The organism is Marivita sp. (assembly GCF_020055675.1).
Lineage (GTDB): Bacteria > Pseudomonadota > Alphaproteobacteria > Rhodobacterales > Rhodobacteraceae > Marivita.
The window spans coordinates 44581-68461 of record NZ_JAIPUS010000009.1 but is presented as its reverse complement, the minus strand read 5'-3'; the positions used below and the strand labels follow the sequence as shown (position 1 = coordinate 68461).

Here is a 23881-nt window from a genome sequence, read left to right as displayed (position 1 = left end):
CCACTCAGACACGTCGCCCCGCGAGCCGGCACAACGCAAAGGGTTTGTTAAAGATTTGTAACAAGGTCTTGCGCGTTGTTTCGCGACCACAGCGAGTCGCAGCTCATCCAAGATGTTGACGAAACGACCTGTTTCAACGCAATATCGGCCATAAACTGGCGCCCAGCCTTTTCCACAGGTTTATACACTTTGTGCTTTCGAGACGACCTCGCTAGGTCAAAGGCTCGGGCCAGTCAGGGGAACAGAATGAACGAGATCACAGGCTTCAACCCAACCGGAGCCGAAATCCAGAACGCGGAGACGATGCCCCACTCGGTCGAGGCCGAACAGCAGCTTCTTGGTGCAATCCTGACCAATAACGAGGTTTTCGACCGCATCGCGTCGATCATCGGTCCTCAGCATTTCTACGATCCGGTCCATGCCCGCATCTTCGATATCGCCTCCGCGCGGATCGCCAAGAACAACCTCGCCTCTCCGGTCACGCTCAAGGCCTTCATGGAGGACGATGAAGGGCTTCAAGAACTGGGCGGACCGCCCTACCTTGTCCGCCTGGCCGGCGCCGCGATCAGCTCTTTCGCCGTGCGCGACTATGCCCAGATGATCTATGATCTGGCAGTGCGCCGCGACCTGATCTCGCTGGGTCGCGATATCAGCTCGCGCGCAGCCAAGGTGGATGTGCAATCCGAGCCGCGCGAACAGATCGTCGAGGCGGAACAGGCGCTGTACAAGCTGGCCGAGCAAGGCCGAAGCGACAGCGGATTTCAAAGCTTTCTCAAGGCGGTGACGGACGCGGTGAATGTTGCCAATGCCGCCTATCAACGCGAGGGTGGCCTTGCCGGGATCTCAACCGGCCTGACGGATATGGACCGCAAGCTTGGAGGGTTGCACAAATCCGACCTTCTGATCCTGGCCGGGCGCCCGTCGATGGGAAAAACCTCGCTCGCGACCAACGTGGCGTTCAATATTGCCAAAGCCTATCGCAAGGGCGAACGTCCCGATGGCACCGAAGGAACGGTCGAAGGCGGGGTTGTCGGCTTTTATTCGCTGGAAATGAGCGCTGAGCAGTTGGCAGCAAGGATCCTGTCGGAAGCGGCCGAAGTGCCCTCAGAACAGATCCGCCGCGGCGACATGACCGAGCAGGAGTTCCGACGCTTTGTCGACGCCGCGAAGTCGCTCGAAGCCTGCCCGCTTTACATCGACGACACGCCGGCCCTTCCGATCAGCCAATTGGCCGCCCGCGCGCGGCGTCTGAAGCGGACACACGGTTTGGATGTGTTGATGGTCGACTATCTGCAGCTTGTCCGCCCCGCCTCGGCCAAGGACAGCCGTGTGAACGAAGTGTCGGAAATCACGCAGGGTTTGAAGGCGATTGCCAAAGAACTAGACATTCCCGTGATCGCGCTGTCGCAGCTGTCGCGGCAGGTGGAAAGCCGCGACGACAAGCGACCTCAACTTTCGGACCTGCGCGAATCCGGCTCGATCGAGCAGGACGCGGATGTGGTGATGTTCGTGTACCGCGAGGAATACTACAAGGAACGCGAAAAGCCGAGCGATCACGAGCTGGAGAAGATGGCTGCGTGGCAGGACGAGATGGAGCGCTTGCACGGGCGCGCCGAGGTCATCATCGGCAAGCAGCGTCACGGCCCTATCGGGTCGGTCGAACTCAGCTTCGAGGGTCGCTTCACCCGTTTCGGCAACCTGATCAAGCCTTGGCAACAAGGCGCGGACGAGATGTAAGCCAGACTAACCGGCAGCCTAACTCAGCGTGATCGCGCCGCCGAACGGGATGTCGGTGTCCCATCCATCGTAGACACCGTGAATTGCACAGGCGGCGCGAATACAGCCGGAATGGGTCACGACAATTGATTTGTCGGGTGTCGCATCAAGGGCGTGGCGGATGCGCGCTTCAAGCATCGCCACGCTTTCGCCACCATGGCCGTCATAGTGCAGGAAATCAGCAGCCCAGGCATCCAGCCCGTCGCGCGGGATGTCTGCCCACGGCGTCCGTTCCCACGCCCCGAAATCCATTTCAATCCAATGCGGTAGGATGGTTAACTCACCTGACACATGAGCTGCGGCGCGCGCGGCCAATTGACGGCACCGCCATAGCGGAGAGGACACGATCCGCGTCGCCTCCGGCAGGCGGCGCACCACGTCTTTCTGCTCGGTCTCGAAACTCTCGGCCAGGGCGAGATCGGTGCGTCCATAGCAGGTGCCCTTGGCCACCTCCGGAGTGGTATGGCGCACCAGCGTCAAAGCCATGCCTGGACCTCAAGATATCGTCCGGTTTCAAATACTTTCTGCACCACGCCAAGACAGGCAAAGATCGTCAGCCGGCAGGGCTGAATCGCGGGCCCCTGGGGCCCGCGCAGGTGCGTGAAGAAGGTCGGGAAAACCCGACCAGGCGCACCCGGCGGCTTGCTCTGGCGATTGATCCATGTGGCCGATGGCTTGATGACGTCACCGCTGGTCATGGGGCTGGCTTAGCCGCCGGTCGCGGCCCTCACAATAGCAAAACCGACGCACCCTAAATGGAAACGTTCCGAACCAGCAATTCCGGCTTGACCAGCCCCTGAGACGCGCACAGATACCCGCGCATGGCACAGGCACTTCTTACGATTGATCTGGATGCGATCCGGGCGAACTGGCGAGCGCTGGACGGGTTGACCACCGGCGAAACCGCGGCCGTGGTCAAGGCGGACGCCTATGGGCTGGGCGTGGACAGGGTCGCCCCTGCCCTTGCCGAAGCGGGCGCGCGAACGTTTTTCGTGGCCATCGCCGAGGAAGGTGCTGCCCTGCGCAAGGTGCTTGGCCCCGGCCCGAAGATCTGTGTCTTCGGCGGGCACATGGCCGGTGATGCGGAGATGATCCGAGAGGCCGAGCTGGTGCCGATGATCAACTCCATCGACCAGATGTTGCGCCATGTCGAGGCGCTGCCCGGACATGCCTTCGGCGTCCAGCTTGATTCGGGAATGAACCGGCTGGGCATGGAAGCCGCAGAATGGGCCGCGCTGCGCGACATTGCCATCGGCCAGAACCTTGTATTGATCATGAGCCATCTTGCCTGCCAGGATGATCCGAACCACGGCATGAACGCCTATCAGCTGCAGACCTTTCGCCAGATGACGGACGGGATCGCCGTGCCCAAATCGCTGGTCGCGACGGGCGGTACTCTTTTTGGTCGGGACTATCACTTTGACATGACGCGCCCCGGGATCGGGGTCTATGGTGGACGGCCCTACATGGACGCGCGGCCAGTGGTCGAGGTGTCGGTCCCGATCATCCAGGTGCGCGAGGTCAGCCCGGGCGAATCCGTGGGATACGGCAACAGTTGGGTGGCGCGCGTGCCGGGGCAGATCGCCACCATTTCGGCGGGCTATGCCGATGGTGTCCTGCGCGGCATTGGCCCCAAGGCCTATGTCTGGGCAAACGAGACCCGTTGCAAAGTGGTGGGCCGCATTTCGATGGACCTGATCGGCGTCGATGTGAGTGCTGTCACCTCCATGCCCGACAGGGTCGAACTGATGGGCCAGCGGCAATCGATCGATACCCTCGCCGATGCCGCCGGAACCATCGGGTACGAGATCCTGACATCGCTGGGCGCGCGCTATGCCCGGCGCTACACCGGCGCGTGATGGCGGGGTGCACATGAGCATTTTCGATCCCTCCCCGATCTTGCTGGCCTATATCTTCGTCCAACGTTTCGTGTTTTTCGAAGTTCTGGGCCTGTTGGCGCTGTTGCGCGTGATCGTGGGGCGCGGTGCGGCGCGACTCCCGGCGGCGGTGACGCTTGCAATCTGCGTCGCCGTCATCGCGGCAAGCCTCGCGCCGGCCCTTGGGCTTCAGGGTCATCCGTTTTACCGGCAGATGGCCTCGATCATGGCCTACCAGGGGGGGGTCGCCTTGCCCTTGTTTGCATCGGCGCTCTTTGCCACAAGCCTGCTGCTTGGCGATCGCCGGTGGCGCTGGATCGACGGGGCCCATCTGATCGGGCTGCTGGCCTTCGTGCTTTTATGGATCGCGACAAAATTTTGACCCTGTCCGCTCTGCGCTGGATCAACCTGTCGCTGCTGGTCCTGTACCCGGTGGCATGGGCAGCGCCCTTGATGCGGGCCGGGCTGTTGCCGCTTTTCGGGCTGAGCGAGATCAGCGTCCTGACCGGGATTCGCGCGCTCTGGGAGAGTGACAGGCTGCTGGCACTGGTCGTCATCCTGTTCGCGCTGGTGGCACCTTACGTCAAAACGCTGGGTCTTGCGTTGGTACAATTCGGTGTGATGGGCCGATCCGCCCTGCCCGTCCTGTCCATCATCAGCAAGCTGGCGATGGCCGATATATTTCTGATCGCACTTTATATCACCATCGCCAAGGGCGTCGGCATCGGGCATCTTGAAACCGCTTGGGGGCTGTATCTCTTTACCGCCTGCATCCTAACCTCGCTCGGCCTGAGCATGACCGAGGCGCGCGTGACACGGGATTGATCACGCTGCGAAGACAGTCCCGCGCCTCCGGATGAATTCTCCACATCCGCGGCGACAGTCCGGAAAATCATTAAAAAACAGTATGTCCATTTTTGCTTTCGGCATAAAGTCGCCGAAGTCGCGGATGGTATGAGTGCTTTCGGGGGACATTCAAGATGGGTGCGCTGCAATCGTTTGGCGGTGCCATGACATGGCTGATGCACCGGTTGATGTTTGCAACCGTGGCCCTGCTGGGTCTTGGCCTGTCGGGATACACATTGGTCTGTGCTTTTGGGTATGCGCCATGGCTCGAGATGACCGCAACATTTGGGGGTGTCGCCTATTCGCAGGCTGGATGGCTGGTACAAGTTGCGGCAACGGCGCTTTTGCTGGGCCTTTGTTTTTTCCTGCCTGCCAACGCCCGGATCATGACGCTGGAAAACTCGCATCGTCGCTTTCACATCGCCATGGAGGACGTCGCCCGCGCCTACCGGCTCTGCCATGCGTCAGACCGCGAGGGGGTGTTCAAGATGAGGTCCGAATTTGATTCGGTGCGCGAACGCATGGCCTATCTGCACGATCATCCCGATCTGGCCGAACTGGAGCCTTCGGTGCTCGAAGTGGCCAGCCAGATGAGCCACCTGTCCCGCGACCTGGCCCGGACCTATTCCGAAAGCAGTGTTGCCCGCGCCCGGGATTTCCTGGTCCAGCGACAGCAGGAGATCGAGGAGTTCAACACCCGCCTCGACGCGGCCAAGGCGACAGCCTCGGAAATGCGTGTCTGGGCCGACAAGGTCGCGCTTGAGGAAAGCGTGGCGCAAGCGCAGCTCGCGCGTCTGAACGCGGAACTGGCCGACATCCTCCCGGAGTTGCACAAAGGCACGGACACCCCGACGATCCCGCACGACAGGGTGCCACAGCAGGTGCCACACCGGAACCGGCGACCGAAGACGGCCACGATCCGGACGACATCCCCGACACGGACGACAACCGCATTGTCGCCCTGCTCGCGCGTCGGGCCGCCGAATGACACCGTGCTGACAGACATCGCTTGCAGGCCCGCTCGGCTTGGGTCACAAGCACCGCCATGGCGAAATCCTCCGCAAACTTCGTGTGTCAGTCCTGCGGCAACACGACCACCAAGTGGTCGGGCCGCTGCGATGCCTGCGAAACGTGGAATTCGATCGTCGAGGAAACGCCACTGGCCACCGGCCCCGCGGCCCGAACGCTGGGCGCTTCGAAAGGCCGGGCCCTGCCGCTGAGCGATCTTTCGGGAACCGAGGCGCCACCCCCCCGCACAACGTCGCACATGAACGAACTCGACAGGGTGCTGGGCGGCGGCCTGGTGCCCGCTTCGGCGCTTCTGGTTGGCGGCGATCCGGGTATCGGAAAATCGACGCTCCTGTTGCAGGCCGCCGCCGCCTTTGCCAACGCCGGGCTGAAGGTCATCTATTTTTCCGGCGAAGAAGCCAGCGCGCAGGTGCGGATGCGCGCCGCTCGTCTTGGCCTGCGCGACGCCCCGGTCAAGCTGGCGACCGAAACCAACCTGCGCGACATCCTGACGACGCTGGAGAACGAAAAACCCGATCTCGCCATCATCGACTCGATTCAGACCATGTGGGCCGACAACGTGGCCTCTGCCCCTGGCAGCGTGGCGCAGGTGCGCGCCTCGGCACATGAGCTGACAAGCTTTGCCAAACGGCGCGGCACCTCCATTGTCATGGTTGGCCATGTCACCAAGGACGGCCAGATCGCCGGCCCGCGCGTGGTCGAACACATGGTCGACACGGTGCTGTATTTCGAAGGCGAGCGCGGGCATCAATTCCGCATCCTGCGCGCAGTCAAGAACCGCTTCGGCCCGGCGGACGAAATCGGCGTCTTCGAGATGACCGGCGCCGGGCTGGCCGAGGTGGCGAATCCCTCGGCGCTGTTCCTTTCGGACCGCGGCGACCCGACACCGGGATCGGCCGTTTTCGCGGGAATCGAGGGCACCCGCCCGGTTCTGGTGGAATTTCAGGCTCTTGTGGCCCCCACGCCACACAGCCAGCCGCGCCGCACGGTGGTCGGCTGGGACGGCGGACGCCTTGCGATGATCCTTGCCGTGCTGGAGTCGCGCTGCGGCATCCCCTTTGCCGGAATGGACGTGTATCTCAACGTGGCAGGCGGTATGAAGGTCAGCGAACCGGCCGCGGACCTTGCCGTGGCCGCGGCCCTTCTGTCCGCGCGCGAGGACATCGCCCTGCCCCCGGAAACGGTGGTTTTGGGCGAGATCAGCCTCTCCGGCGCGCTGCGCCCGGTGGGACAAACCGAAAATCGGTTGAAAGAGGCACAAAAACTTGGTTTTACCGCTGCCATCGTGCCAAAGGGTGGGAAATCGGTCGCGCGTGAAGGATTCACCGCGACGGAAATTGACGCTTTGGCAAGCTTTGTTGGTGATGTGTTCGGCGCAGGTTAGCGCCATCCGAATAAAAAGAAGGGCAAGAGGCCGATGGAAGGGTTCACCATTATTGATGGCGCGGTTGCCGTCGTCATCGTTCTCTCCGCGCTTCTGGCCTATTCTCGCGGCATCGTCCGCGAGGCGATGGCCATTCTGGGCTGGATCGCCGCGGCTGTGCTGGGCTTCATGTTCGGGCCGCAATTGCGGCCGCTGATGGTGGAAATCCCCATCATCGGTGAATTCATGACAGGCAGTTGCGAATTGAGCGTGATTGGCGGCTTCGCCGTGGTTTTCACCATTGCGCTGGTCATAATGTCGTTCTTCACGCCGTTGTTTTCCAGCTTGGTCCAGAGATCGGCCCTTGGCGGGCTGGATCAGGCGTTCGGCTTTCTCTTCGGGGTGGCGCGCGGGATTCTGCTCGTGGCGGTGGCGTTCTTTGTCTATCAGGTTGTCGTCACTGCGCAGGACGTCGCGATGATCGATGACAGCCGCTCCGCCGTGGTGTTCAGCCGCATGACCGGCCAGATCGAGGATCAGAACCCGGAAAAAGCCCTGGGATGGATCACCGCACAATACGAATCCCTGGTAAGCGTGTGCGACGCGCCGACCGAGAGCGATGCATAATTCATCACCCTTCATCATACCGCCGCGATAACATGATAGTTTCGTGACACTGACGCGAATGCCCCTTATGACGAGGGCATCTTCTGCTGCCACGGATTCGGAGCCCCGATTTGTCCGACACCCAGATGCCACCTGCCCATCCATTCGACGACGACAAACTCAAGGAAGAATGCGGCGTTTTCGGCGTGGTCGGGGTGACCGACGCGGCGAATTTTGTCGCCCTTGGCCTGCACGCGCTGCAACATCGCGGGCAGGAGGCTGGCGGGATCGTCAGTCATCACCCGGATCACGGGTTCAACTCTGCCCGCCGGTTCGGCTATGTCCGCGACAATTTCACCAGCCACAAGCTGATGGAAACCCTGCCCGGGGAGCTTGCCATCGGCCATGTCCGCTATTCCACCGCCGGATCCAAGGGCCAGACCCAGATCCGCGACGTGCAGCCTTTCTTCGGCGAGTTTTCCATGGGCGGCGCGGCGATTGCCCACAACGGCAACATCACCAATGCCGACGCCCTGCGTAAAGAACTGATCGACCGCGGCTCGATTTTTCAAAGCTCGTCTGACAGCGAATGCATCATCCACCTGATGGCGCGCTCGCTGCAGCGCGACATCCCCAGCCGGATGGAAGACGCGCTGCGCCGCGTTGAGGGGGCGTTTTCTGTGGTTGCCATGACCCGCACCAAGCTGATCGGTGTGCGCGACCCGCTGGGTGTGCGCCCGCTGGTGCTGGGCAAGATCGCGGATGGCTATGCGCTCAGCTCGGAAACCTGCGCGCTCGATATCATCGGCGCAGAGTACGTGCGCGAGATCGAACCCGGCGAAATGGTTGTTATCACCGCCGACAAGGGTGTCGAATCCCTCCACCCCTTCCGCCCGCAGAAATCCCGCTTCTGCATCTTCGAACACGTCTATTTCTCGCGCCCCGACAGCATCATCGGCGACCGTTCGGTCTACGAGACCCGCCGCCAGATCGGCGTGGAACTGGCCCGGGAAACCCCCGTGGAGGCCGACCTGGTCTGCCCGGTCCCCGACAGCGGCACGCCCGCAGCCATCGGCTATGCCCACGAATCCGGCATCCCCTACGGCATGGGGATCATCCGCAACCAGTACATGGGCCGCACCTTCATCGAGCCGACAGAGCAGATCCGCAACATGGGCGTGCGCCTCAAGCTCAACGTCAACCGCGCGCTCATCAAGGGCAAACGCGTGGTGCTGGTTGACGACTCAGTCGTGCGGGGCACGACCAGCCGCAAGATCAAGGAAATGATCCTCGATGCCGGCGCCGCCGAAGTGCATTTCCGAATCGCCAGCCCGCCGACGTCCTGGCCCTGCTTTTACGGTGTCGACACGCCGCAGCGCGAAAAATTGCTGGCCGCCACAATGTCCGAAGACGAAATGCGCGACCATCTGGGCGTCGACAGCATCAAGTTCATCTCGCTCGACGGGCTTTACCGTGCCGTCGGCGAAAGCTCGGGCCGCGACAACACATCGCCGCAATATTGCGATGCCTGTTTTTCCGGCGAATACCCGATCGAGCCGTCCGACATGCTGGAAAAGGGCTTCGAGATGAAGGCCGCCGAGTAATCTCGGCGCGCTTCCGCGCAGGCACAGACTCCGGCTTTCCATTGCTCACGATCCCCGCCATCTGGCGGGTCATCGGAACAATCATGGTCGGACAATGGCACAAGACACCACCCCGCCGCTGGTCGCGCAACACGCGACCCGGACAACCCGCGATCTGGGCGGCGCAGTGACGCTGCTGGGGATCTTCGGGTCACAAAGCGACCTGCACGCCCTTCTGAAACTGCGCGGCGGCAAGACCACGACGGTGACATCGTGAACGGACAGACAATTGTCGCCATCGAAGAAAGCCGTATCGCGATGGCGCGCAACGGGACCGCACGCTGGCTCGAGATGCCCGCACCCCGGTCCTGACCTTCTCTGGTTAGAAAATATCCCGGGGGAGTCGCGCCTGCGCGACGGGGGCGGAGCCCCCAACAAGAAAAGACCCCCGCCGATCGCTCGACGGGGGTCTTTTTTGGTCCAGATGCCAGTTTCTTAAGCGGTGCGACCCTTGAACGCTTTCCACGCACCGGTCACGATCAGAGCCGCGATCACGGCCTTGACCGCATCCCCGATCAGGAACGGCGCGATGAAATGGGTCCAGTAGACCCCGATCTCCTGGCCAACCCAACCTGCTTCAATGCCCGTCGCCGACGCCACGGCCATCGGCCACGCAATGCCGGGGAGATACAGCAGCATCGACAGGACCAGTGCCACGAGAACCGTCGATACGACGCCCCGTGCGATGCCGCGATCTGCCGCCAGACCCGCGAGCCATGCCATCAGGACAAAGCCTAGAAGAAAGCCTGCGGTCGGACCGGCAAAGGCAAGACCGTTCATGCCGTTTGCGAAAACCGGCAGCCCCATCGCGCCGTAGCCCAGATAGGTCAGCAATGTCGCGGTGCCCAGACGAGCGCCGAAACTCAGGCCGACGATCAGGATCGCAAGGGTTTGCAGTGTCATCGGCACCGGAAAGAACGGGACCGACACCTGTGTCGCCGCCGCAATCAGCGCAGCGCCCCCAAGCGCCAGAAGCACCTGGCGGGTAAGAGTAGTCTTGCCGAAGGCGGCTTGGGTAAGTGTCATGGCGCAGGTCCCTCATATGACGGTTGTTTTGCGGATATTTGCCACGGTTCCATGTGCAAATGCAACATCGAGTCATGCACTGCCCTCTTGCAGGCGCGGCGGCAAAAAGGCATGTGGCATCGCATGACAGACACATCCCGTCCCCTCGCGCTGGTCACAGGCGCCTCTCGCGGTCTCGGCTTTGCGCTGGCCGAGGCGCTGGCCGACACGCATCATGTCATCGCCGTGGCCCGCACCGTTGGCGGGCTCGAAGAGCTTGACGACCGCATTCAGAAACGCGGCGGCACCGCCACGCTCGCGCCGATGGACATTGTGAAAGCCGATGCCATGGCACAGCTTTGTCGGTCGGTGCATGACCGCTGGGGCCAGATCGCGCTCTGGGTTCATACCGCGATCCACGCCGGGCCGCTGACGCCGGTGGATCATCTCGATGCCAAGGACTGGAAGAAATCACTGTCGATCAACACGGATGCGATGGCGCATCTGGTTCCCTATATCTCGCATCTTCTGGCCAGCGACGGGCGCGCGGTGTTCTTCGAAGACAACCATGGCGGCGAAAAGTTCTACGGCCACTACGGCACCACCAAGGCGGCGCAAATCCATCTTGCCCGCAGTTGGCAGGAAGAAACCAGGTCGATCGGCCCCGACGTGCGTATCCTGTCGCCAAAGCCTATGGCGACCCACCTGCGCGCCCGCTTCTTTCCCGGCGAGGACCGCGCGGCCCTTGCCGCGCCGGCGCAAGAGGCGGCCCGCCTGTTGCCGGACATCCTCGGCGCGTGACCCGGCAACCGATGCTGTGACGCATCGGTGATTCTCCGATCCGGGAAATCCCCGCTGCAGCGGACAGGGGGATCCTTGCCGCAGGGCGGGGCTTGGCCTATGCAGGACAAAACTCGAGGCAGAGCATATGCGCATACTCATTACCAATGACGACGGAATCAACGCACCAGGCCTCAAGGCGCTGAGCGAGATCGCCACTGATTTGGCCGGTCCTTCAGGCGAGGTCTGGACAGTGGCGCCGGCCTTCGAACAATCCGGGGTCGGGCATTGCATCAGCTACACCCACCCGATGATGGTCAGCAAAATGGGAGACCGCCGCTTCGCCGCCGAAGGCAGCCCGGCCGACTGCGTCCTTGCCGCGTTGCACGATGCGATGACGGGGGCGCGGCCGGATATCGTGCTCTCCGGTGTGAACCGGGGCAATAATTCCGCCGAGAACGCGCTCTATTCAGGCACCCTGGGCGGCGCGATGGAAGCGGCGCTCCAGGGCATTCCGGCGATTGCCCTGTCTCAATACTACGGACCCGACAATGTCGACTCCGAGGACCCTTTCGACGCGGCCCGCACACATGGTGCACGCGTGATCCGGACAATCCTCGAACATGATCCGCAGGGCCAGGATGGCTACCGGCTGTTCTACAACGTGAATTTCCCCCCCGTCCCCGCGGCCCAGGTGCAAGGCACCCGGGTGACCCCGCAGGGCATCCGGCACAGCACACATTTTTCGGTGGAGCCGCATAATTCTCCTTCCGGGCGTCGGTTCCTGTGGATCAAGGGCGGCGACCAGCGTGCGCCGACGCAACCGGGCAGCGACGCGGCGGAAAACCTTGCCGGGTTCATCAGCGTGACGCCGATGCGCGCGGATCTGACAGCGCAAGACCAGCTCGACGCGATGCGGGGCGCGTTTGCCGGATGATCGACGCGGAACTCAAGATGCAGTTCCTTTATGCGCTGCGCTCGCGCGGCGTGACGAATTCTGCGGTCCTGACCGCGATGGAGCAGATCGACCGTGCACCGTTCATCAAGGGTTATTTCGCGGAACGCGCCTATGAGGACATGCCCTTGCCTATCGCCTGCGGCCAGACGATCAGCCAGCCCTCGGTGGTGGGACTGATGACCCAGGCGCTCGATATCAACCCCCGCGACACCGTGCTCGAAGTGGGAACCGGATCGGGCTACCAGGCCGCAATCCTGAGCCACCTGGCCCGGCGGGTCTATACCGTGGACCGGCACTCCCGCCTCGTCCGCGAGGCGCGCGAGGTGTTTGACCGGCTTGGCCTGACCAACGTGACAGCCTTCACCGCAGATGGCAGCTTTGGCCTGCCGGACCAGGCTCCGTTCGACCGCATCCTTGTCACGGCTGCAGCCGAGGATCCACCCGGACCGCTGCTGTCGCAGCTCAAGGTCGGCGGGATCATGGTTTTGCCGGTCGGGCAATCGGACGCGGTACAACACCTGATCCGGGTGCGGCGCACGGATCAGGGACTGGATTACGACGAATTGCGCGCCGTGCGTTTCGTGCCGCTGGTCGAAGGGGTGGCGCGCGACGCGTAGAGCGGGCATAGTAGAGAGTGTGACGATCGGGAGACAACCGGCGCATTTGTGAGGGTATCGACATGGCAGACCGTAGTTTTTCGCTTCAGGCACGTATTCGATTCGGCACCTGCCTGTCGCTGATCATCGTGTTGGCGGGGTGTTCCGACCCGCTCGATCTTGATCTGCGCGGCATGATGAGCGGCGGCTTCAACACCTCGGATGCCGCGAATGCCACAACCATGCCTCGTCCGGAGCCGGACGACCGCGGGGTAATCTCCTATCCGAATTACCAGGTCGCCGTGGCGCAGCGCGGCGATACCCTTGGCAAGTTGGCTGCCCGCATCGGGCTGCCCGCAGACGAGCTGGCCCGCTACAACGGGGTTCAGACGGGTGATCCGCTGCGCGCCGGCGAAATCATCGCCCTGCCCCGCCGCGTGGCCGAACCCTCGCCCGCAACCGGCACCGCGACCACCGGACCGATCCGAACCCCGTCAGAAGTGGACATCACCACTCTGGCCAGTGATGCGATCGACCAGTCCGAGCCAACCGAGCCAAGCCAAGCCGACGACCAGCGCAGCACGCCGCAGGCGGCATCGGAACCGATCCGGCACAAGGTCGAGCGCGGCGAAACCGCCTTTACCATTTCGCGGCTCTATGATGTCTCGGTGCGGTCCCTGTCCGAATGGAACAGCCTCGACAGCGATTTTTCGGTCCGCGAGGGTCAATTCCTGTTGATCCCAGTGACAACACAAGCGCCCCCGTCCGAGGCCGAAGAGACGACGGAGACCGCGTCAACGCCGCGACCCGGCACCGGCTCGCCCACACCGCAACCCCCTTCGGCATCGCAGCCGCTGCCGGCAGAGTCGCCGGAACCGGCTGCGGCCACGTCGCCGGCCACGCAGGACCCGGACCCCGAACCGGTCGCCGACATCGGCGAGCAGACCTCGGCCAGCGCCCCGGATACGGCGATGAGCTTCCCGGTACAGGGCAGCATCATTCGCGAATACGCCGAAGGCCGCAACGAAGGGATCGACATCGGTGCATCCGTGGGGAGCACGGTCAAGGCGGCCGCCAGCGGACAAGTCGCCGCGATCACGCGCAACACCGACGGGATCAACATCCTGGTGGTCCGGCACCCTGACAATCTGCTGACCGTTTATACCCATGTCGACAACATATCGGTCACCAAGGGCGACGCGGTCAGCCGGGGTCAGTCCATCGCCGAGGTTGGCGATTTCGATCCCGCCCGCGTGCATTTCGAGGTGCGCAAGGGCTTCGACAGTGTCGATCCGATGGACTACCTGCGCTGAACTGTCCAGATTTTCATCCGGACATGCCGACGACACGGATTATTCATGCGCATGATCCGGTCCATTCGCCAAGGCCTTGCCCAGGCGGGGCAAACGGGCCTTTTTCATCAGCTTGCGACGGTCCCAGACGGCGCCGGACAGGCGATTGGCCTCGGCATGGACGCGCGAGACCACCTCTGTCACGGCGTCGGGCGCGCTGGCATGCATACCCAGCAGAAACGAGTCCGGATCCGCCCGTGACAGGCCTTCCTCTGCCAATATCCCACGCGGAAAATCCTTGGCGTTCATGGTCAGGATCACGTCAGCATGGCCCGCAATCGCCGCCGCGAGCACATGCACATCATTGGTATCCGGCAACCACAAGCGATCCAGCAAGGCGTTCAGCGGCCTGACCTGCGCCTTGGGCCACTGCATGGTGATCATTGCAATCTCTGCTTCGGCCTGCGCCGGACCCTCTGGCCCCAGCTTGACCGCCGCGCGCCGCCATTCACCCAGGATACGCTCGGACCACAACGGCAAGAACAGACCCTGAGCCGCCACGCCCAGCAAAACCTCACGCATCACGGTGGGATAGAGAACGCAGGTGTCCAAAAGCACCTTCACAGCCGGAAAAACAGCGCCTTGAGGTAGCCCGATTCCGCCAGTTGCGGCAGCAATGGATGGTCCGGCCCCGCGTGCCCGGTGTGGATCAGTTGCGCCCGCCGTCCGGCCCGGCCAATGCCCCGCAGACACGCGCCGGTAAAGGCCGACAGGTCCACCGCGTGCGAGCAGGAACACAGCACGAGATATCCGTCTTCGGAGACCAGCGGCGCGGCCAGCCGCGCGATCCGTTCATAGGCGCGCAGCCCCGCGTCGCGCGCCTTGTGTGACGGGGCAAAAGCGGGCGGGTCGCAGACCACCAGGTCGTGTTCGGCGCTGTCCTCGCCAAGGGCGGTCAGAACATCGAAGGCATCCCCCTTGGTTGTGGTCACCCTGTCACCTGCGCCCATCTGCGCCGCCCCCTGCGCGCAGAGCGCGAGGGCCGCTTCGGACCCGTCCACGCAGTGCGCCTGCACCGCGCCATTGGCCAACGCGGCCAATCCGAATCCGCCGACATGGGAAAAGACGTCAAGGACACGGGCGCCCTGCGACAGCCGCGCGGCAAAGGCGTGGTTCGGGCGCTGGTCGTAGAAAAGCCCGGTTTTCTGCCCCCCCAGCAGATCGGCCATATACGTCGCACCGTTCATCTTCACAGGGATCGGGGCCGTTGGTGGGGGGCCCAGTAGAACCGCGTCCCCACCATCCAACCCTTCGAGGCTCCGGCCCCGGCCGCCGGCGTTCTTGAGGATTGTCGTCACCCCTGTCACCTCGGCCAGCGCCGCGGCCAGATCGGGCAGCAGGACATCTGCCCAGGCGGCGTTTGGCTGGATCACCGCAGTGTCACCGAAGCGGTCAATGATGACACCGGGAAGGCCATCCACCTCGGCATGCACTAGGCGGTAGAAGGGCGTTGTGAACAGCCGCTCGCGCAGGGACAGCGCCTTGCGCAGCCGGGTCGCAAACCAGGCACGATCCACGCCCCCCGTCTCGGCGCTGTCCAGCACGCGGGCAATTATCTTGGAGTTCGGGTTGACCCCGACCAGCGCCATGGGCGCGCGGTCCGAATCCTCGAGAAGTGCGATCGTACCGGGGGCCAGCGCGCGGGTGCGCCGGTCGGTCACGACCTCGTTGGCATAGACCCAAGGATAACCGCGCCGAATGGCTTGCGGTTTGGTTTTGGGAAGAAGGCGGATTACAGGCAAAGGGGACTGTGTCATGCCGTCCCCCTTACGCCCCTCACTCCGAGGGGGAAAGCCGCTTTTGTCGTGTCAGGACTTATTTGACAGGGTCTGGGCCCTAGAGCTCATTGATCGCCTGCAACAAGCCCAGATCGGCGTTTTGATGGCCGCGCGGGGTTGTCAGCTCGTCGATGAATACACGGGTCAGATGGGCGATGATGCGCGATTTCTGTGTCACGCCGCGCGCATCAGAGGCAATTGCCGCCTGCCCGGCCAGGCCTTGAAGATCGGCGCTCACATCCTTGGTGGGCGCGATCTGCCGGCCGGTTTGCACATCGACGAGACGGTATTTGAAATCGATGTCATGTACACCGCCGACCGAATAGCGCGCCTTTTCCGACAGCGCGTGAAAGCGGGTGACCTGGACATCCATGCGCACCGGGCGGGTGCCCTTGATCCTGGGCGCGGCGTTGCGCAAACCGGCCTCGACGATGGCCTGTATCTGCGCATGCCGGTCGCCCATCGGATCGCCGCGCCAGACGATATCGCCGCGTGGATAATAGAGATTGCGTTCGCTCACTTCGAGCGACCGTGGCACCGACACGGTGAAACTGTCGATCGTGACGTCTGTCTGGGCGCGGCCCATGATTGGCGCCTCGGGCATCGCCGAGCGTGTGGCCGATGGCGGCGCGGCGCAGGCCGACAGCGTTATGGCGATCAGCAGACCGGCCAGTATCTTGATGGGGGTTTTCATGGGTCTCGCCTCCTTTGCGGAGCAAATGCTCTTTGTCCTCGGCATCTTGGTGACAGCGGAAATCGACCGCATCGCGGCAAAATATGTACAATTTCACGCAGCGGTCCGTGCCGCCGGGCCCCGGGATTTCCCGAGTTTACGCTTTACTGTTAGCGCTAACTTCGCTAAATGGCAGGCATGACAACGGCGGATCTGGCGCGGAGGCAACATGGCACACTCGCTCAATGACACGATCAAACGGGTCACCGAACGTGTCCAGGAACGCTCGGAAGAGACGCGCGCGCGCTATATCGGGCGGATGCGTCAAGCGGCTGCCGAAGGCCCCCGCCGCGCGCATCTGAGCTGTGGCAACCAGGCCCACGCCTATGCCGCGATGGGGAAAGACCAGGGCACGCTGGCCACCGAGCGCAGCCCGAATATCGGCATCGTCACCGCCTACAACGATATGCTCTCGGCGCATCAGCCGTTCGAGAAATACCCCGAAATCATCCGCGAGGCGGCCCGCGCCGCAGGCGGAACGGCACAGGTCGCAGGCGGGGTTCCAGCCATGTGCGATGGCGTGACCCAAGGCCAGGTCGGGATGGAGCTGTCGCTGTTTTCCCGCGATGTGATCGCGCTCGCCGCAGGGATCGGGCTCAGCCACAACACCTTCGATTCCGCAGTCTATCTCGGTGTCTGCGACAAGATCGTCCCGGGTCTCGTGATCGCGGCCGGCACCTTTGGCTATCTGCCCGGTCTCTTCCTGCCCGCCGGTCCAATGCCCTCGGGCCTGCCGAACGACGAAAAGGCCAAGGTGCGCCAGCAATTCGCCTCGGGCGAAGTGGGGCGCGACGCGCTGATGAAGGCGGAAATGGCCTCCTACCACAGCCCCGGAACCTGCACCTTCTACGGCACCGCCAACAGCAACCAGATGCTGATGGAATTCATGGGACTGCACCTGCCCGGTGCGTCTTTCGTCAATCCCGGCACCCCGCTGCGCGAGGCTCTGACAGTGGCAGGCACCGAACGCGCGCTGGAAATCACGCAGCTGGGCAATGATTACCGCCCGGTTTGCGATGTGCTCGATGAAAAGGCGTTCGTGAACGGCATCGTCGGGCTGATGGCCACGGGCGGGTCGACCAACCTTGTCTTGCACCTTCCGGCAATGGCGCGCGCCGCTGGCGTGGAATTGCGGCTCGAGGATTTCGAAGACATTTCCTCGGTCACGCCGTTGATGGCCAAGGTCTATCCGAATGGCCTGGCCGACGTGAACCATTTCCACGCCGCGGGGGGGCTGGGCTTCATGATCGGACAACTGCTTGAAAACGGTCTCTTGCATGAAGATGTCAAGACCGTCGCGGGTGACGGGCTGCACTTGTACGCGCAGGAACCCAAAGTCACGGATGGCCGCGTCGTCTATGGCCCCGGCGCGGGCGAGACGCAGAACGACAAGATCCTGCGCCCGGCGACCGATCCATTCCAGGCGACCGGCGGGCTCAAACAGCTCGAAGGCAATCTCGGCAAGGGCATGATGAAAACCTCGGCGGTGGCCAGGGAACGCCATGTAATCGAAGCCAGGGCGCGCGTGTTCCAGGAACAGGAAGACGTGAAAGCCGCATTCAAGAACGGCGAATTCACCGAGGACACGGTGGTCGTCGTGCGGTTCCAGGGACCCAGCTCAAACGGGATGCCCGAGCTGCACTCGCTCACTCCCATACTCGCCGTGCTGCAGGATCGCGGCCTCAAGGTGGCGCTGGTCACCGACGGGCGCATGTCCGGCGCGTCGGGCAAGGTTCCCTCCGCCATCCATGTCTCGCCCGAGGCGGCGCTTGGCGGTCCGCTTGCGCGCCTGCGCGACGGGGACCTGGTGAGGGTCGATGCGCTGGCAGGCCAGATTGCGTGCCTTGCAGAGGATTTCGATACGCGCGCCCCGGCCATTGCAGACCTGAGCTCAAATGGTCACGGTGTCGGGCGCGAATTGTTCGCGGCCTTCCGCAACAATGTGGGCCTTGCCGAGAACGGCGCAGCGGTTGTCGTATAGTGCACGCCCTGCAAAATGCGGATCCGTTTTGTGCTTCCCCGACAGGCCGTATAAAAACGGTCAGAGCGGATCGCGAGGCCGCAAATGACCGCGGCACATATTAAGGTCACACGCGAAGATCACATGACACGAGACTGGAATTCAACATGATCACGCCGATAGACGCCAGCCGGGAAACAGAACGCCTGTGCCACCTTGCGCCGATCATCCCGGTGCTCGTGGTCGAGGATGTCGCCGTCGCGCGGCCCTTGGCCGAAGCCTTGATCGCCGGGGGTTTACCGGTTCTGGAGGTCACGTTGCGCACCGGCTCGGCGTTGGACGTGATCCGCGAAATGGCCAAGGTCGAAGGCGGCGTTGTCGGCGCGGGCACATTACTGACGCCCGAAGATGTGCAGAACGCGGTGAACGCCGGTGCAAGGTTCGGTGTCTCGCCCGGCGCCACGGACCGTCTTCTGAACGCCTGCGAAGCGGCTGATCTGCCGCTCCTGCCCGGTGCGGCCACGGCCTCCGAGGCGATGGCGCTGCTGGAGCGAGGCTACACTGTGCAGAAATTCTTTCCCGCCGAAGCCAATGGTGGCGCGCCCGCCCTCAAGGCCATCGGTGCGCCGATCCCGCAGGTGCGGTTCTGCCCGACCGGGGGCGTGTCTCTGAAGAACGCGGCCGATTACCTTGGCCTGTCGAACGTGCTGTGCGCGGGGGGAAGCTGGGTCGCGCCAGCGGATCTCGTGACTGCGGGTGACTGGGCCGCGATCGAGACGCTGGCCCGCGAAGCCGCCGCACTGGTGAGGTAAGCGCGGGCCAAGCGCCTTCGAAGGCGCTTGGCGCAAGGCATTTCGAAATGCCTTTCACCGCGCACTCGGTTTCGATCTCCTTCATCCTTTTCCGGAACGCCACCGCCACTGGATCCGATACCCGTTGCGTGTCTTGGCGGAACATCCCGAGCGACAAACCTCTGTCTGTGGACGCGTCTTGCGCGTTCAGACCATGAGAAACGCGTCCCGGTACGCCCTGCGGGGCTTGGGATCAGAGGCCTTCGAAGGCCTCTGCACCGGGGAAGAGGATATCCACCCGGCTCAGGGGACGTCACCTTTTCTGGAAACCACCCGGGATCAGGCTTGGAGTTCTGCATCCCAGTACAGGAAATCCATCCAGCTTTCGTGCAGGTGGTTCGGCGGAAACTTGCGCCCCATGTTCAGCAATTCCTGTGCCCCCGGTTGCCGCGGTGGTTTACGCAGCGAAAGGCCTGTCTGACGCAGGCTCCTGGAACCTTTGCGCAGGTTGCAGGGCGCACATGCCGCCACCACGTTTTCCCAAGACGTGATCCCTCCGGCCGCGCGCGGCACGACGTGATCAAAGGTCAGATCGCCCTTGGCCCCGCAATACTGGCATTGAAATTCATCCCTCAAGAAAAGATTAAAGCGCGTGAAGGCCACGCGCTTTTGCGGTTTTACGTAATCCTTGAGCACCACGACGCTCGGTATTCGGAGCGTCATCGACGGGCTGTGCACAACCTCGTCGTATTCGGCCACGATATCCACCCGGTCGAGAAACGCCGCCTTGACCGCATCCTGCCACGGCCAGAGCGACAGCGGATAATAGGACAAGGGCCTGTAGTCCGCGTTCAGCACCAAGGCCGGATGATGCCGAAGCGCCCCTGGTTCACGCACGAAAGCTGTTCTGAAATTACCGTCCATCGGGGGAATCGTCTCCTGCCCTGTCTGCCTGTTTCAGCGTCAGGACGGGAGCCCCGCCCCGGTCAACTTGCCTCACTATATATCGCGGACACAAAGGGACAACCCCCGCAATATGCAGTGTTTGTCGCAGCGATACCGTGGAAAAATCACGCGCATATGACAGGTCGCTCAATCCGGGATGGAAAAAACCTGGCCTGGGTAGATCAGATCAGGGTCGCGGATCCGGTCCCGGTTGGCGTCGAAGACACGCACATAGGCAATGCCTTCGCCGTAACGGTCGCGCGCGATCGCCCACAGCGTATTGCCTGGCTGAACGGTGACGACCTTGGCCACGGTCTCGCCCTGCACGTCTGCCGCTTCAGCCAGCACATCGGGATCTTCGCGGCGGAACGGGCTTTCGACGCGCGAGGTGACCGCGCCGGAAACATCCACCGCGTCCACCCGCAGGGTATAGGTGCCGCTGTCCACGTTCGGCAATGTGGCGCGCCATTGGCCCTCCGCGTTGATCTCGGTCGTCTGGACAGGCTGGTTGTCAAGGTAGACACGCACGAATTCCGTGGCCACGCCCCGCCCATCCAGCGCGACCGCTCCGGCGGCTTCATAGGTGATCGCATCCAGCGCGATCTGGTCCAGCGTATCCGGCGCGCCGCCGCTTCCACTTTGCAGGACGTCGACGCCCTCGGAGGTGGACAGGAGAACCGCGGGGGCCGCCGGTTGCTTTGGGGCATCCGCGCTGGCCACCTGATCTTGGTCGTCAACTGTGTCGCGCGGGGCGACGCCGGCCTGCGGTCCGGTCAGGCCCGGCGCAGCAAGGGTCGCTGTCGGCGCGTCTTCGGGTGCGCTGTCGCGGGTTGCAGGTGCTTCGGCCGGATCACCACGCGCAGGCGCTGCGATGTCGGAGATCGGTGCGGTGAAAGCAGCAAGACCGTCGGTGTCAGGCGATGGATCACCCGTCTCCGGGGCAATGTCCAATGCCGGCGCCGCGGCCGTGGTCTCCGGCGCGCCCAGATCTGCCGGGGAAGCCAACACCCGAGGCGTTGGAGCGACGATCACCTCGTCCAGGCTGGAAATCGGGTCCGCCTGCCAGTTCGAGGCCAGGCTGATCACGCGTGCGACATCGCTGGACGGCAGGTCGAGAAACGCCACGAACTTGCCGCTGTCATCCACCTCGGCGCGGCGCGCCTCCTGGCCATCGACAAGAACGGAAACGTCCAATGCCCCCGGCGCGCGCCCCGCAACCAGGGTTTGCCCGTCCGGGCTGACGCGCACCACATCGAATGACGGCGCAATCGGCGCGACCACGTCCGGCGCTTCGGCGGGCCGGGGTGTTTCGGGGGGCGACATTTCGGCGGGCGCGTCCGGCACCGCCACCACCTGCGCGGCTGGGGGCGTCGGCGCAGGCTCGGGTGTCATCACACCGGTGGCGTAAAGCGTCACGGCAACCACACCTGCGGCAGCCGCGCCGCCCAGTACCATGCCGGTTGTCCCCTGTGCCAAAGCAAACTTGCTCATCTCGTCCCACTTGTTCGCGGTGATGCGCGAATTTGTGTCCCGCGCAGTTGAGCAAAGATATCAACAGGGGTATCACGAGGCAATCTCCCAGCCCGTGTCAAGGATACCATACATGCCCTCCACTTCGATTTGTGTCTATTGCGGCTCACGTTCCGGGGACAACCCGGCCTTTGCGGCCGAGGCAGACACCCTGGGCCGGGCAATCGCAGAGGCAGGTTGGCGGCTGGTCTATGGCGCGGGGGATGTCGGGCTGATGGGCACGGTGGCCCGCGCGGCGCAAAACGCCGGCGGCGAGACCTTCGGCGTGATACCGACGCATCTGCTGGACATCGAGGTCGGCAAGACAGACCTCACGCGGTTCGTCATCACCGAAACCATGCATGAGCGCAAAAAGGTCATGCTTATGAACGCCGATGCCATCGTGGTGCTGCCCGGCGGGGCCGGGTCGCTTGACGAGTTTTTCGAAGTCCTGACATGGCGGCAACTGGGCCTGCATGCCAAGCCGATTATCCTGCTCAGCGTGGAGGCGTATTGGGAACCGCTGTCAAAGCTGCTGGACCATGTTGTCGATCAGGGATTTGCCGATGCATCCTTGCTGCGTTTTGTCGAAACGACGACCGGCGCCTCTGACACCATCAGCGCCTTGCGCCGGGCCCTGTCCTGACCAAAAGCACTGCCCGAGTAGATCGCCAGCGCGGTCCAGATCAGCCCGAAGGCCACCGCATGAATGAGGCCGAACGGCTCTCCGAAGATCAAGACTGCGCAGAAGAATTGCAGCGTCGGATTGATATATTGCACGATCCCCACCGTCGACATGGTCAGCCTGCGCGCACCGAAGGAGAACAGGATCAGCGGCAACGCGGTGATTGGCCCCGAGGTCATCAGGAGCGCGGTTTGCACCGCATCGTCGCCATAGACGCCGCCCGGACCGGAATGCAGGCTGAAAAGCCATGCCGCCGCGATCGGGGAAAGCAACAGAACCTCGGCGGTGACGGACACGACCGGGCCGAGGTCCAGCCGCTTCTTGATCAACCCGTAAAGACCGAAGGTCGTGGCCAGCACCAGCGAGATCCACGGCACGATGCTCAACCCGATGGTGAGGCAGGTCACGGCGAGCGCCGCCAGCGCGATGGCGATCCATTGCGCGCGGCTCAGGGTCTCGCCGAACACGATCCGGCCCAGCAGGACCGCGACGAGCGGAAAGATATAGTACCCCATCGACGCCTCGGTCGCGCGACCGACCTGGATCGAGAAGATGAAGAGAAACCAGTTGGTCGAGATCATGATCGCGGCGAGCGCGATCACCGGCACAGATGCCCGCGAGGTGACCGCCCGCCACAGCATGTGCAGACGCCCCTGCAACATCAGCACGCCCGCGAAAAAGGCGCAGGACCACAGCGTGCGATGCGCCAGCACTTCGAGCGGCGGGATATCGGCCAGTGCCTTGTAAAAAAGCGGCGACAGCCCCCAGATCGTGCAGGCCGCGACGATTGCCAGAACGCCTTTGTGGGTGTCGGTCATTGTCGGATTCCTTTGCGCCTGCCCTAGTCTGTCACCTCCTCGGGGGCAAGCGCCCAAAGCCCTGGGCGGCTTCGGCCAATTCCTTGCAAGCCTTGCAAAACACTGGCGCGCAATGAAAAAGCCCTGCCGGGTGGGTGGCAGGGCTTTTCGTTTCCGGGACTATGCCGAAGATCAGGCCTTGGACAGGCGCTCTGCGACGTTGTCCCAGTTGACCAGGTTGTCGAGGAAATTGGCCAGGTAGGCCGGGCGCTTGTTGCGGAAGTCGATGTAGTAGGAATGTTCCCACACGTCGCAGCCCAGAAGCGCGGTCTGGTCAAAACAGACCGGGTTCACGCCGTTTTCGGTCTTGGTGACCTTGAGCGACCCGTCGGTGTCGACCACGAGCCACGCCCAGCCGGAACCGAACTGGCCTGCGCCCGCGGCGGAGAAGTCTTCCTTGAACTTCTCAACCGAACCGAACGCGTCCGAAAGGCGGCTTTCCAGCTCGCCCGGCATCTTGTTCTCGCCCGGACCCATCATTTCCCAGAACTGGTTATGGTTCCACAACTGGCTGATGTTGTTGAAAATGCCGGACTGCGCCACGGCGTTGGGATCGTAGGTGCCCTTGATGATCTCCTCCATCGACTTTCCGTCCCACTCGGTTCCGGCAATCGCCTTGTTGCCATTGTCGACATAGGCCTTGTGGTGGATGTCGTGGTGATACTCGAGCGTCTCTTTGGACATGCCCTTGCTCGCCAGCGCGTCATGGGCGTAGGGCAGATCAGGAAGTTCGAAAGCCATGGTGAGGTCCCCTCGTTGGTGCGTCATATTACACAGGCATACCTGATGTGA

At 63.1% G+C, this 23881-nt stretch carries 25 protein-coding genes; 15 read left to right on the top strand and 10 right to left on the bottom strand.

Annotated features, from left to right (window positions below; genetic code table 11):
* The first annotated feature begins 246 nt into the window (after nt 1-246).
* Nucleotides 247-1737 (top strand): replicative DNA helicase, encoded by a 1491-nt coding sequence (locus LCF59_RS08385; RefSeq protein WP_292287005.1) that lies wholly within the window; start codon nt 247-249, stop codon nt 1735-1737.
* An 18-nt stretch (nt 1738-1755) separates the two neighbouring features.
* Here LCF59_RS08385 and LCF59_RS08380 read toward each other — a convergent pair whose 3' ends face one another.
* The gene (locus LCF59_RS08380; protein ID WP_292287004.1) at nt 1756-2262 is read right to left on the bottom strand and encodes a histidine phosphatase family protein; all 507 of its coding nucleotides are present in this window, start codon (nt 2260-2262) and stop codon (nt 1756-1758) included.
* Nucleotides 2253-2474 (bottom strand): hypothetical protein, encoded by a 222-nt coding sequence (locus tag LCF59_RS08375; RefSeq protein ID WP_292287003.1) that lies wholly within the window; start codon nt 2472-2474, stop codon nt 2253-2255. Before LCF59_RS08375 ends, LCF59_RS08380 begins: the two co-directional genes overlap by 10 nt.
* A gap of 123 nt (nt 2475-2597) precedes the next feature.
* Here LCF59_RS08375 and alr point away from each other — a divergent pair, with 123 nt between their 5' ends.
* From alr to LCF59_RS08340, 7 genes are all read left to right on the top strand, one after another.
* Entirely contained in the window at nt 2598-3635 is a 1038-nt protein-coding gene (gene alr, locus LCF59_RS08370) for an alanine racemase (protein ID WP_292287002.1), read from the top strand.
* Between the two features lie 13 nt (nt 3636-3648).
* A complete protein-coding gene (locus tag LCF59_RS08365) occupies nt 3649-4035 on the top strand; it encodes a hypothetical protein (protein ID WP_292287001.1) in 387 nt (128 codons plus the stop codon).
* Nucleotides 4014-4478 (top strand): paraquat-inducible protein A, encoded by a 465-nt coding sequence (locus LCF59_RS08360; RefSeq protein ID WP_292287000.1) that lies wholly within the window; start codon nt 4014-4016, stop codon nt 4476-4478. The genes LCF59_RS08365 and LCF59_RS08360 overlap by 22 nt, the downstream gene beginning before the upstream one ends.
* Before the next feature lie 1066 nt (nt 4479-5544).
* Nucleotides 5545-6912 (top strand): DNA repair protein RadA, encoded by a 1368-nt coding sequence (gene radA, locus LCF59_RS08355; RefSeq protein ID WP_292286999.1) that lies wholly within the window; start codon nt 5545-5547, stop codon nt 6910-6912.
* A gap of 33 nt (nt 6913-6945) precedes the next feature.
* Nucleotides 6946-7518 carry a CvpA family protein gene (locus LCF59_RS08350; RefSeq protein WP_292286998.1) on the top strand — a complete coding sequence of 191 codons (573 nt, stop codon included), beginning with the start codon at nt 6946-6948 and terminating at the stop codon, nt 7516-7518.
* A gap of 125 nt (nt 7519-7643) precedes the next feature.
* A complete protein-coding gene (purF, locus tag LCF59_RS08345; protein ID WP_292287070.1) occupies nt 7644-9101 on the top strand; it encodes an amidophosphoribosyltransferase in 1458 nt (485 codons plus the stop codon).
* Between the two features lie 94 nt (nt 9102-9195).
* Nucleotides 9196-9357, top strand: a complete 162-nt coding sequence (locus LCF59_RS08340) for a hypothetical protein (protein ID WP_292286997.1) — start codon at nt 9196-9198, stop codon at nt 9355-9357.
* 218 nt (nt 9358-9575) lie between these two features.
* Here LCF59_RS08340 and LCF59_RS08335 read toward each other — a convergent pair whose 3' ends face one another.
* Nucleotides 9576-10166, bottom strand: a complete 591-nt coding sequence (locus LCF59_RS08335) for a biotin transporter BioY (protein ID WP_292286996.1) — start codon at nt 10164-10166, stop codon at nt 9576-9578.
* A gap of 123 nt (nt 10167-10289) precedes the next feature.
* Here LCF59_RS08335 and LCF59_RS08330 point away from each other — a divergent pair, with 123 nt between their 5' ends.
* The 4 genes from LCF59_RS08330 to LCF59_RS08315 all read left to right on the top strand — a co-directional run bounded on the left by LCF59_RS08330 (nt 10290) and on the right by LCF59_RS08315 (nt 13792).
* The gene (locus LCF59_RS08330) at nt 10290-10946 is read left to right on the top strand and encodes an SDR family oxidoreductase (RefSeq protein WP_292286995.1); all 657 of its coding nucleotides are present in this window, start codon (nt 10290-10292) and stop codon (nt 10944-10946) included.
* Nucleotides 10947-11073: 127 nt separating this feature from the next.
* Entirely contained in the window at nt 11074-11862 is a 789-nt protein-coding gene (gene surE / locus LCF59_RS08325; RefSeq protein ID WP_292286994.1) for a 5'/3'-nucleotidase SurE, read from the top strand.
* Nucleotides 11859-12500: a protein-L-isoaspartate(D-aspartate) O-methyltransferase gene (locus tag LCF59_RS08320; RefSeq protein WP_292286993.1), complete on the top strand. Its 642-nt coding sequence runs from the start codon at nt 11859-11861 to the stop codon at nt 12498-12500. The genes surE and LCF59_RS08320 overlap by 4 nt, the downstream gene beginning before the upstream one ends.
* 62 nt (nt 12501-12562) lie before the next feature.
* Complete coding sequence (locus LCF59_RS08315; RefSeq protein ID WP_292286992.1) at nt 12563-13792, top strand: LysM peptidoglycan-binding domain-containing M23 family metallopeptidase; 1230 nt, start codon at nt 12563-12565, stop codon at nt 13790-13792.
* Nucleotides 13793-13831: 39 nt separating this feature from the next.
* Here the strand turns inward: LCF59_RS08315 and LCF59_RS08310 are convergent, their stop codons facing one another.
* The 3 genes from LCF59_RS08310 to LCF59_RS08300 form a co-directional block, all read right to left on the bottom strand.
* Nucleotides 13832-14395, bottom strand: a complete 564-nt coding sequence (locus tag LCF59_RS08310) for an RSP_2648 family PIN domain-containing protein (RefSeq protein WP_292286991.1) — start codon at nt 14393-14395, stop codon at nt 13832-13834.
* Nucleotides 14392-15588, bottom strand: coding sequence for an RSP_2647 family RNA methyltransferase (locus LCF59_RS08305; protein ID WP_292286990.1), 1197 nt, complete (start codon nt 15586-15588; stop codon nt 14392-14394). Before LCF59_RS08305 ends, LCF59_RS08310 begins: the two co-directional genes overlap by 4 nt.
* A gap of 79 nt (nt 15589-15667) precedes the next feature.
* A complete protein-coding gene (locus tag LCF59_RS08300) occupies nt 15668-16303 on the bottom strand; it encodes a DUF6778 family protein (RefSeq protein WP_292286989.1) in 636 nt (211 codons plus the stop codon).
* Nucleotides 16304-16511: 208 nt separating this feature from the next.
* Here LCF59_RS08300 and edd point away from each other — a divergent pair, with 208 nt between their 5' ends.
* Nucleotides 16512-18323 carry a phosphogluconate dehydratase gene (gene edd, locus LCF59_RS08295; protein WP_292286988.1) on the top strand — a complete coding sequence of 604 codons (1812 nt, stop codon included), beginning with the start codon at nt 16512-16514 and terminating at the stop codon, nt 18321-18323.
* 146 nt (nt 18324-18469) lie between these two features.
* Complete coding sequence (gene eda, locus LCF59_RS08290; protein ID WP_292286987.1) at nt 18470-19114, top strand: bifunctional 4-hydroxy-2-oxoglutarate aldolase/2-dehydro-3-deoxy-phosphogluconate aldolase; 645 nt, start codon at nt 18470-18472, stop codon at nt 19112-19114.
* A 318-nt stretch (nt 19115-19432) separates the two neighbouring features.
* Here the strand turns inward: eda and LCF59_RS08285 are convergent, their stop codons facing one another.
* Both LCF59_RS08285 and LCF59_RS08280 read right to left on the bottom strand, forming a co-directional pair.
* Nucleotides 19433-20017, bottom strand: coding sequence for an HNH endonuclease (locus tag LCF59_RS08285; protein WP_292286986.1), 585 nt, complete (start codon nt 20015-20017; stop codon nt 19433-19435).
* Between the two features lie 168 nt (nt 20018-20185).
* A complete protein-coding gene (locus tag LCF59_RS08280) occupies nt 20186-21529 on the bottom strand; it encodes a LysM peptidoglycan-binding domain-containing protein (RefSeq protein WP_292286985.1) in 1344 nt (447 codons plus the stop codon).
* Nucleotides 21530-21641: 112 nt separating this feature from the next.
* Between LCF59_RS08280 and LCF59_RS08275 the strand changes: the two genes are divergently transcribed.
* The gene (locus tag LCF59_RS08275) at nt 21642-22193 is read left to right on the top strand and encodes a TIGR00730 family Rossman fold protein (protein ID WP_292286984.1); all 552 of its coding nucleotides are present in this window, start codon (nt 21642-21644) and stop codon (nt 22191-22193) included.
* On the opposite strand, the gene rarD is transcribed toward LCF59_RS08275, so the two are convergent.
* Both rarD and LCF59_RS08265 read right to left on the bottom strand, forming a co-directional pair.
* A complete protein-coding gene (rarD, locus tag LCF59_RS08270; protein WP_292286983.1) occupies nt 22100-23050 on the bottom strand; it encodes an EamA family transporter RarD in 951 nt (316 codons plus the stop codon). The two genes, LCF59_RS08275 and rarD, sit on opposite strands and share 94 nt — an antisense overlap.
* A 171-nt stretch (nt 23051-23221) precedes the next feature.
* Nucleotides 23222-23830 carry a superoxide dismutase gene (locus tag LCF59_RS08265; RefSeq protein ID WP_292286982.1) on the bottom strand — a complete coding sequence of 203 codons (609 nt, stop codon included), beginning with the start codon at nt 23828-23830 and terminating at the stop codon, nt 23222-23224.
* Nucleotides 23831-23881: the final 51 nt, after the last annotated feature.

What these genes read in the sequence shown, in the direction of transcription:
- LCF59_RS08380 (WP_292287004.1), bottom strand. Translation starts at nt 2,262, where the DNA reads ATGGCTTTGACGCTGGTGCGCCATACCACTCCGGAGGTGGCCAAGGGC.
- LCF59_RS08385 (WP_292287005.1), top strand. Translation starts at nt 247, where the DNA reads ATGAACGAGATCACAGGCTTCAACCCAACCGGAGCCGAAATCCAGAAC.
- LCF59_RS08265 (WP_292286982.1), bottom strand. Translation starts at nt 23,830, where the DNA reads ATGGCTTTCGAACTTCCTGATCTGCCCTACGCCCATGACGCGCTGGCG.
- LCF59_RS08315 (WP_292286992.1), top strand. Translation starts at nt 12,563, where the DNA reads ATGGCAGACCGTAGTTTTTCGCTTCAGGCACGTATTCGATTCGGCACC.
- eda (WP_292286987.1), top strand. Translation starts at nt 18,470, where the DNA reads ATGATCACGCCGATAGACGCCAGCCGGGAAACAGAACGCCTGTGCCAC.
- LCF59_RS08365 (WP_292287001.1), top strand. Translation starts at nt 3,649, where the DNA reads ATGAGCATTTTCGATCCCTCCCCGATCTTGCTGGCCTATATCTTCGTC.
- LCF59_RS08350 (WP_292286998.1), top strand. Translation starts at nt 6,946, where the DNA reads ATGGAAGGGTTCACCATTATTGATGGCGCGGTTGCCGTCGTCATCGTT.
- LCF59_RS08340 (WP_292286997.1), top strand. Translation starts at nt 9,196, where the DNA reads ATGGCACAAGACACCACCCCGCCGCTGGTCGCGCAACACGCGACCCGG.
- alr (WP_292287002.1), top strand. Translation starts at nt 2,598, where the DNA reads ATGGCACAGGCACTTCTTACGATTGATCTGGATGCGATCCGGGCGAAC.
- rarD (WP_292286983.1), bottom strand. Translation starts at nt 23,050, where the DNA reads ATGACCGACACCCACAAAGGCGTTCTGGCAATCGTCGCGGCCTGCACG.
- LCF59_RS08275 (WP_292286984.1), top strand. Translation starts at nt 21,642, where the DNA reads ATGCCCTCCACTTCGATTTGTGTCTATTGCGGCTCACGTTCCGGGGAC.
- edd (WP_292286988.1), top strand. Translation starts at nt 16,512, where the DNA reads ATGGCACACTCGCTCAATGACACGATCAAACGGGTCACCGAACGTGTC.
- LCF59_RS08300 (WP_292286989.1), bottom strand. Translation starts at nt 16,303, where the DNA reads ATGAAAACCCCCATCAAGATACTGGCCGGTCTGCTGATCGCCATAACG.
- LCF59_RS08305 (WP_292286990.1), bottom strand. Translation starts at nt 15,588, where the DNA reads ATGACACAGTCCCCTTTGCCTGTAATCCGCCTTCTTCCCAAAACCAAA.
- LCF59_RS08375 (WP_292287003.1), bottom strand. Translation starts at nt 2,474, where the DNA reads ATGACCAGCGGTGACGTCATCAAGCCATCGGCCACATGGATCAATCGC.
- LCF59_RS08330 (WP_292286995.1), top strand. Translation starts at nt 10,290, where the DNA reads ATGACAGACACATCCCGTCCCCTCGCGCTGGTCACAGGCGCCTCTCGC.
- LCF59_RS08320 (WP_292286993.1), top strand. Translation starts at nt 11,859, where the DNA reads ATGATCGACGCGGAACTCAAGATGCAGTTCCTTTATGCGCTGCGCTCG.
- surE (WP_292286994.1), top strand. Translation starts at nt 11,074, where the DNA reads ATGCGCATACTCATTACCAATGACGACGGAATCAACGCACCAGGCCTC.
- LCF59_RS08280 (WP_292286985.1), bottom strand. Translation starts at nt 21,529, where the DNA reads ATGAGCAAGTTTGCTTTGGCACAGGGGACAACCGGCATGGTACTGGGC.
- LCF59_RS08335 (WP_292286996.1), bottom strand. Translation starts at nt 10,166, where the DNA reads ATGACACTTACCCAAGCCGCCTTCGGCAAGACTACTCTTACCCGCCAG.
- radA (WP_292286999.1), top strand. Translation starts at nt 5,545, where the DNA reads ATGGCGAAATCCTCCGCAAACTTCGTGTGTCAGTCCTGCGGCAACACG.
- LCF59_RS08360 (WP_292287000.1), top strand. Translation starts at nt 4,014, where the DNA reads ATGGATCGCGACAAAATTTTGACCCTGTCCGCTCTGCGCTGGATCAAC.
- purF (WP_292287070.1), top strand. Translation starts at nt 7,644, where the DNA reads ATGCCACCTGCCCATCCATTCGACGACGACAAACTCAAGGAAGAATGC.
- LCF59_RS08285 (WP_292286986.1), bottom strand. Translation starts at nt 20,017, where the DNA reads ATGGACGGTAATTTCAGAACAGCTTTCGTGCGTGAACCAGGGGCGCTT.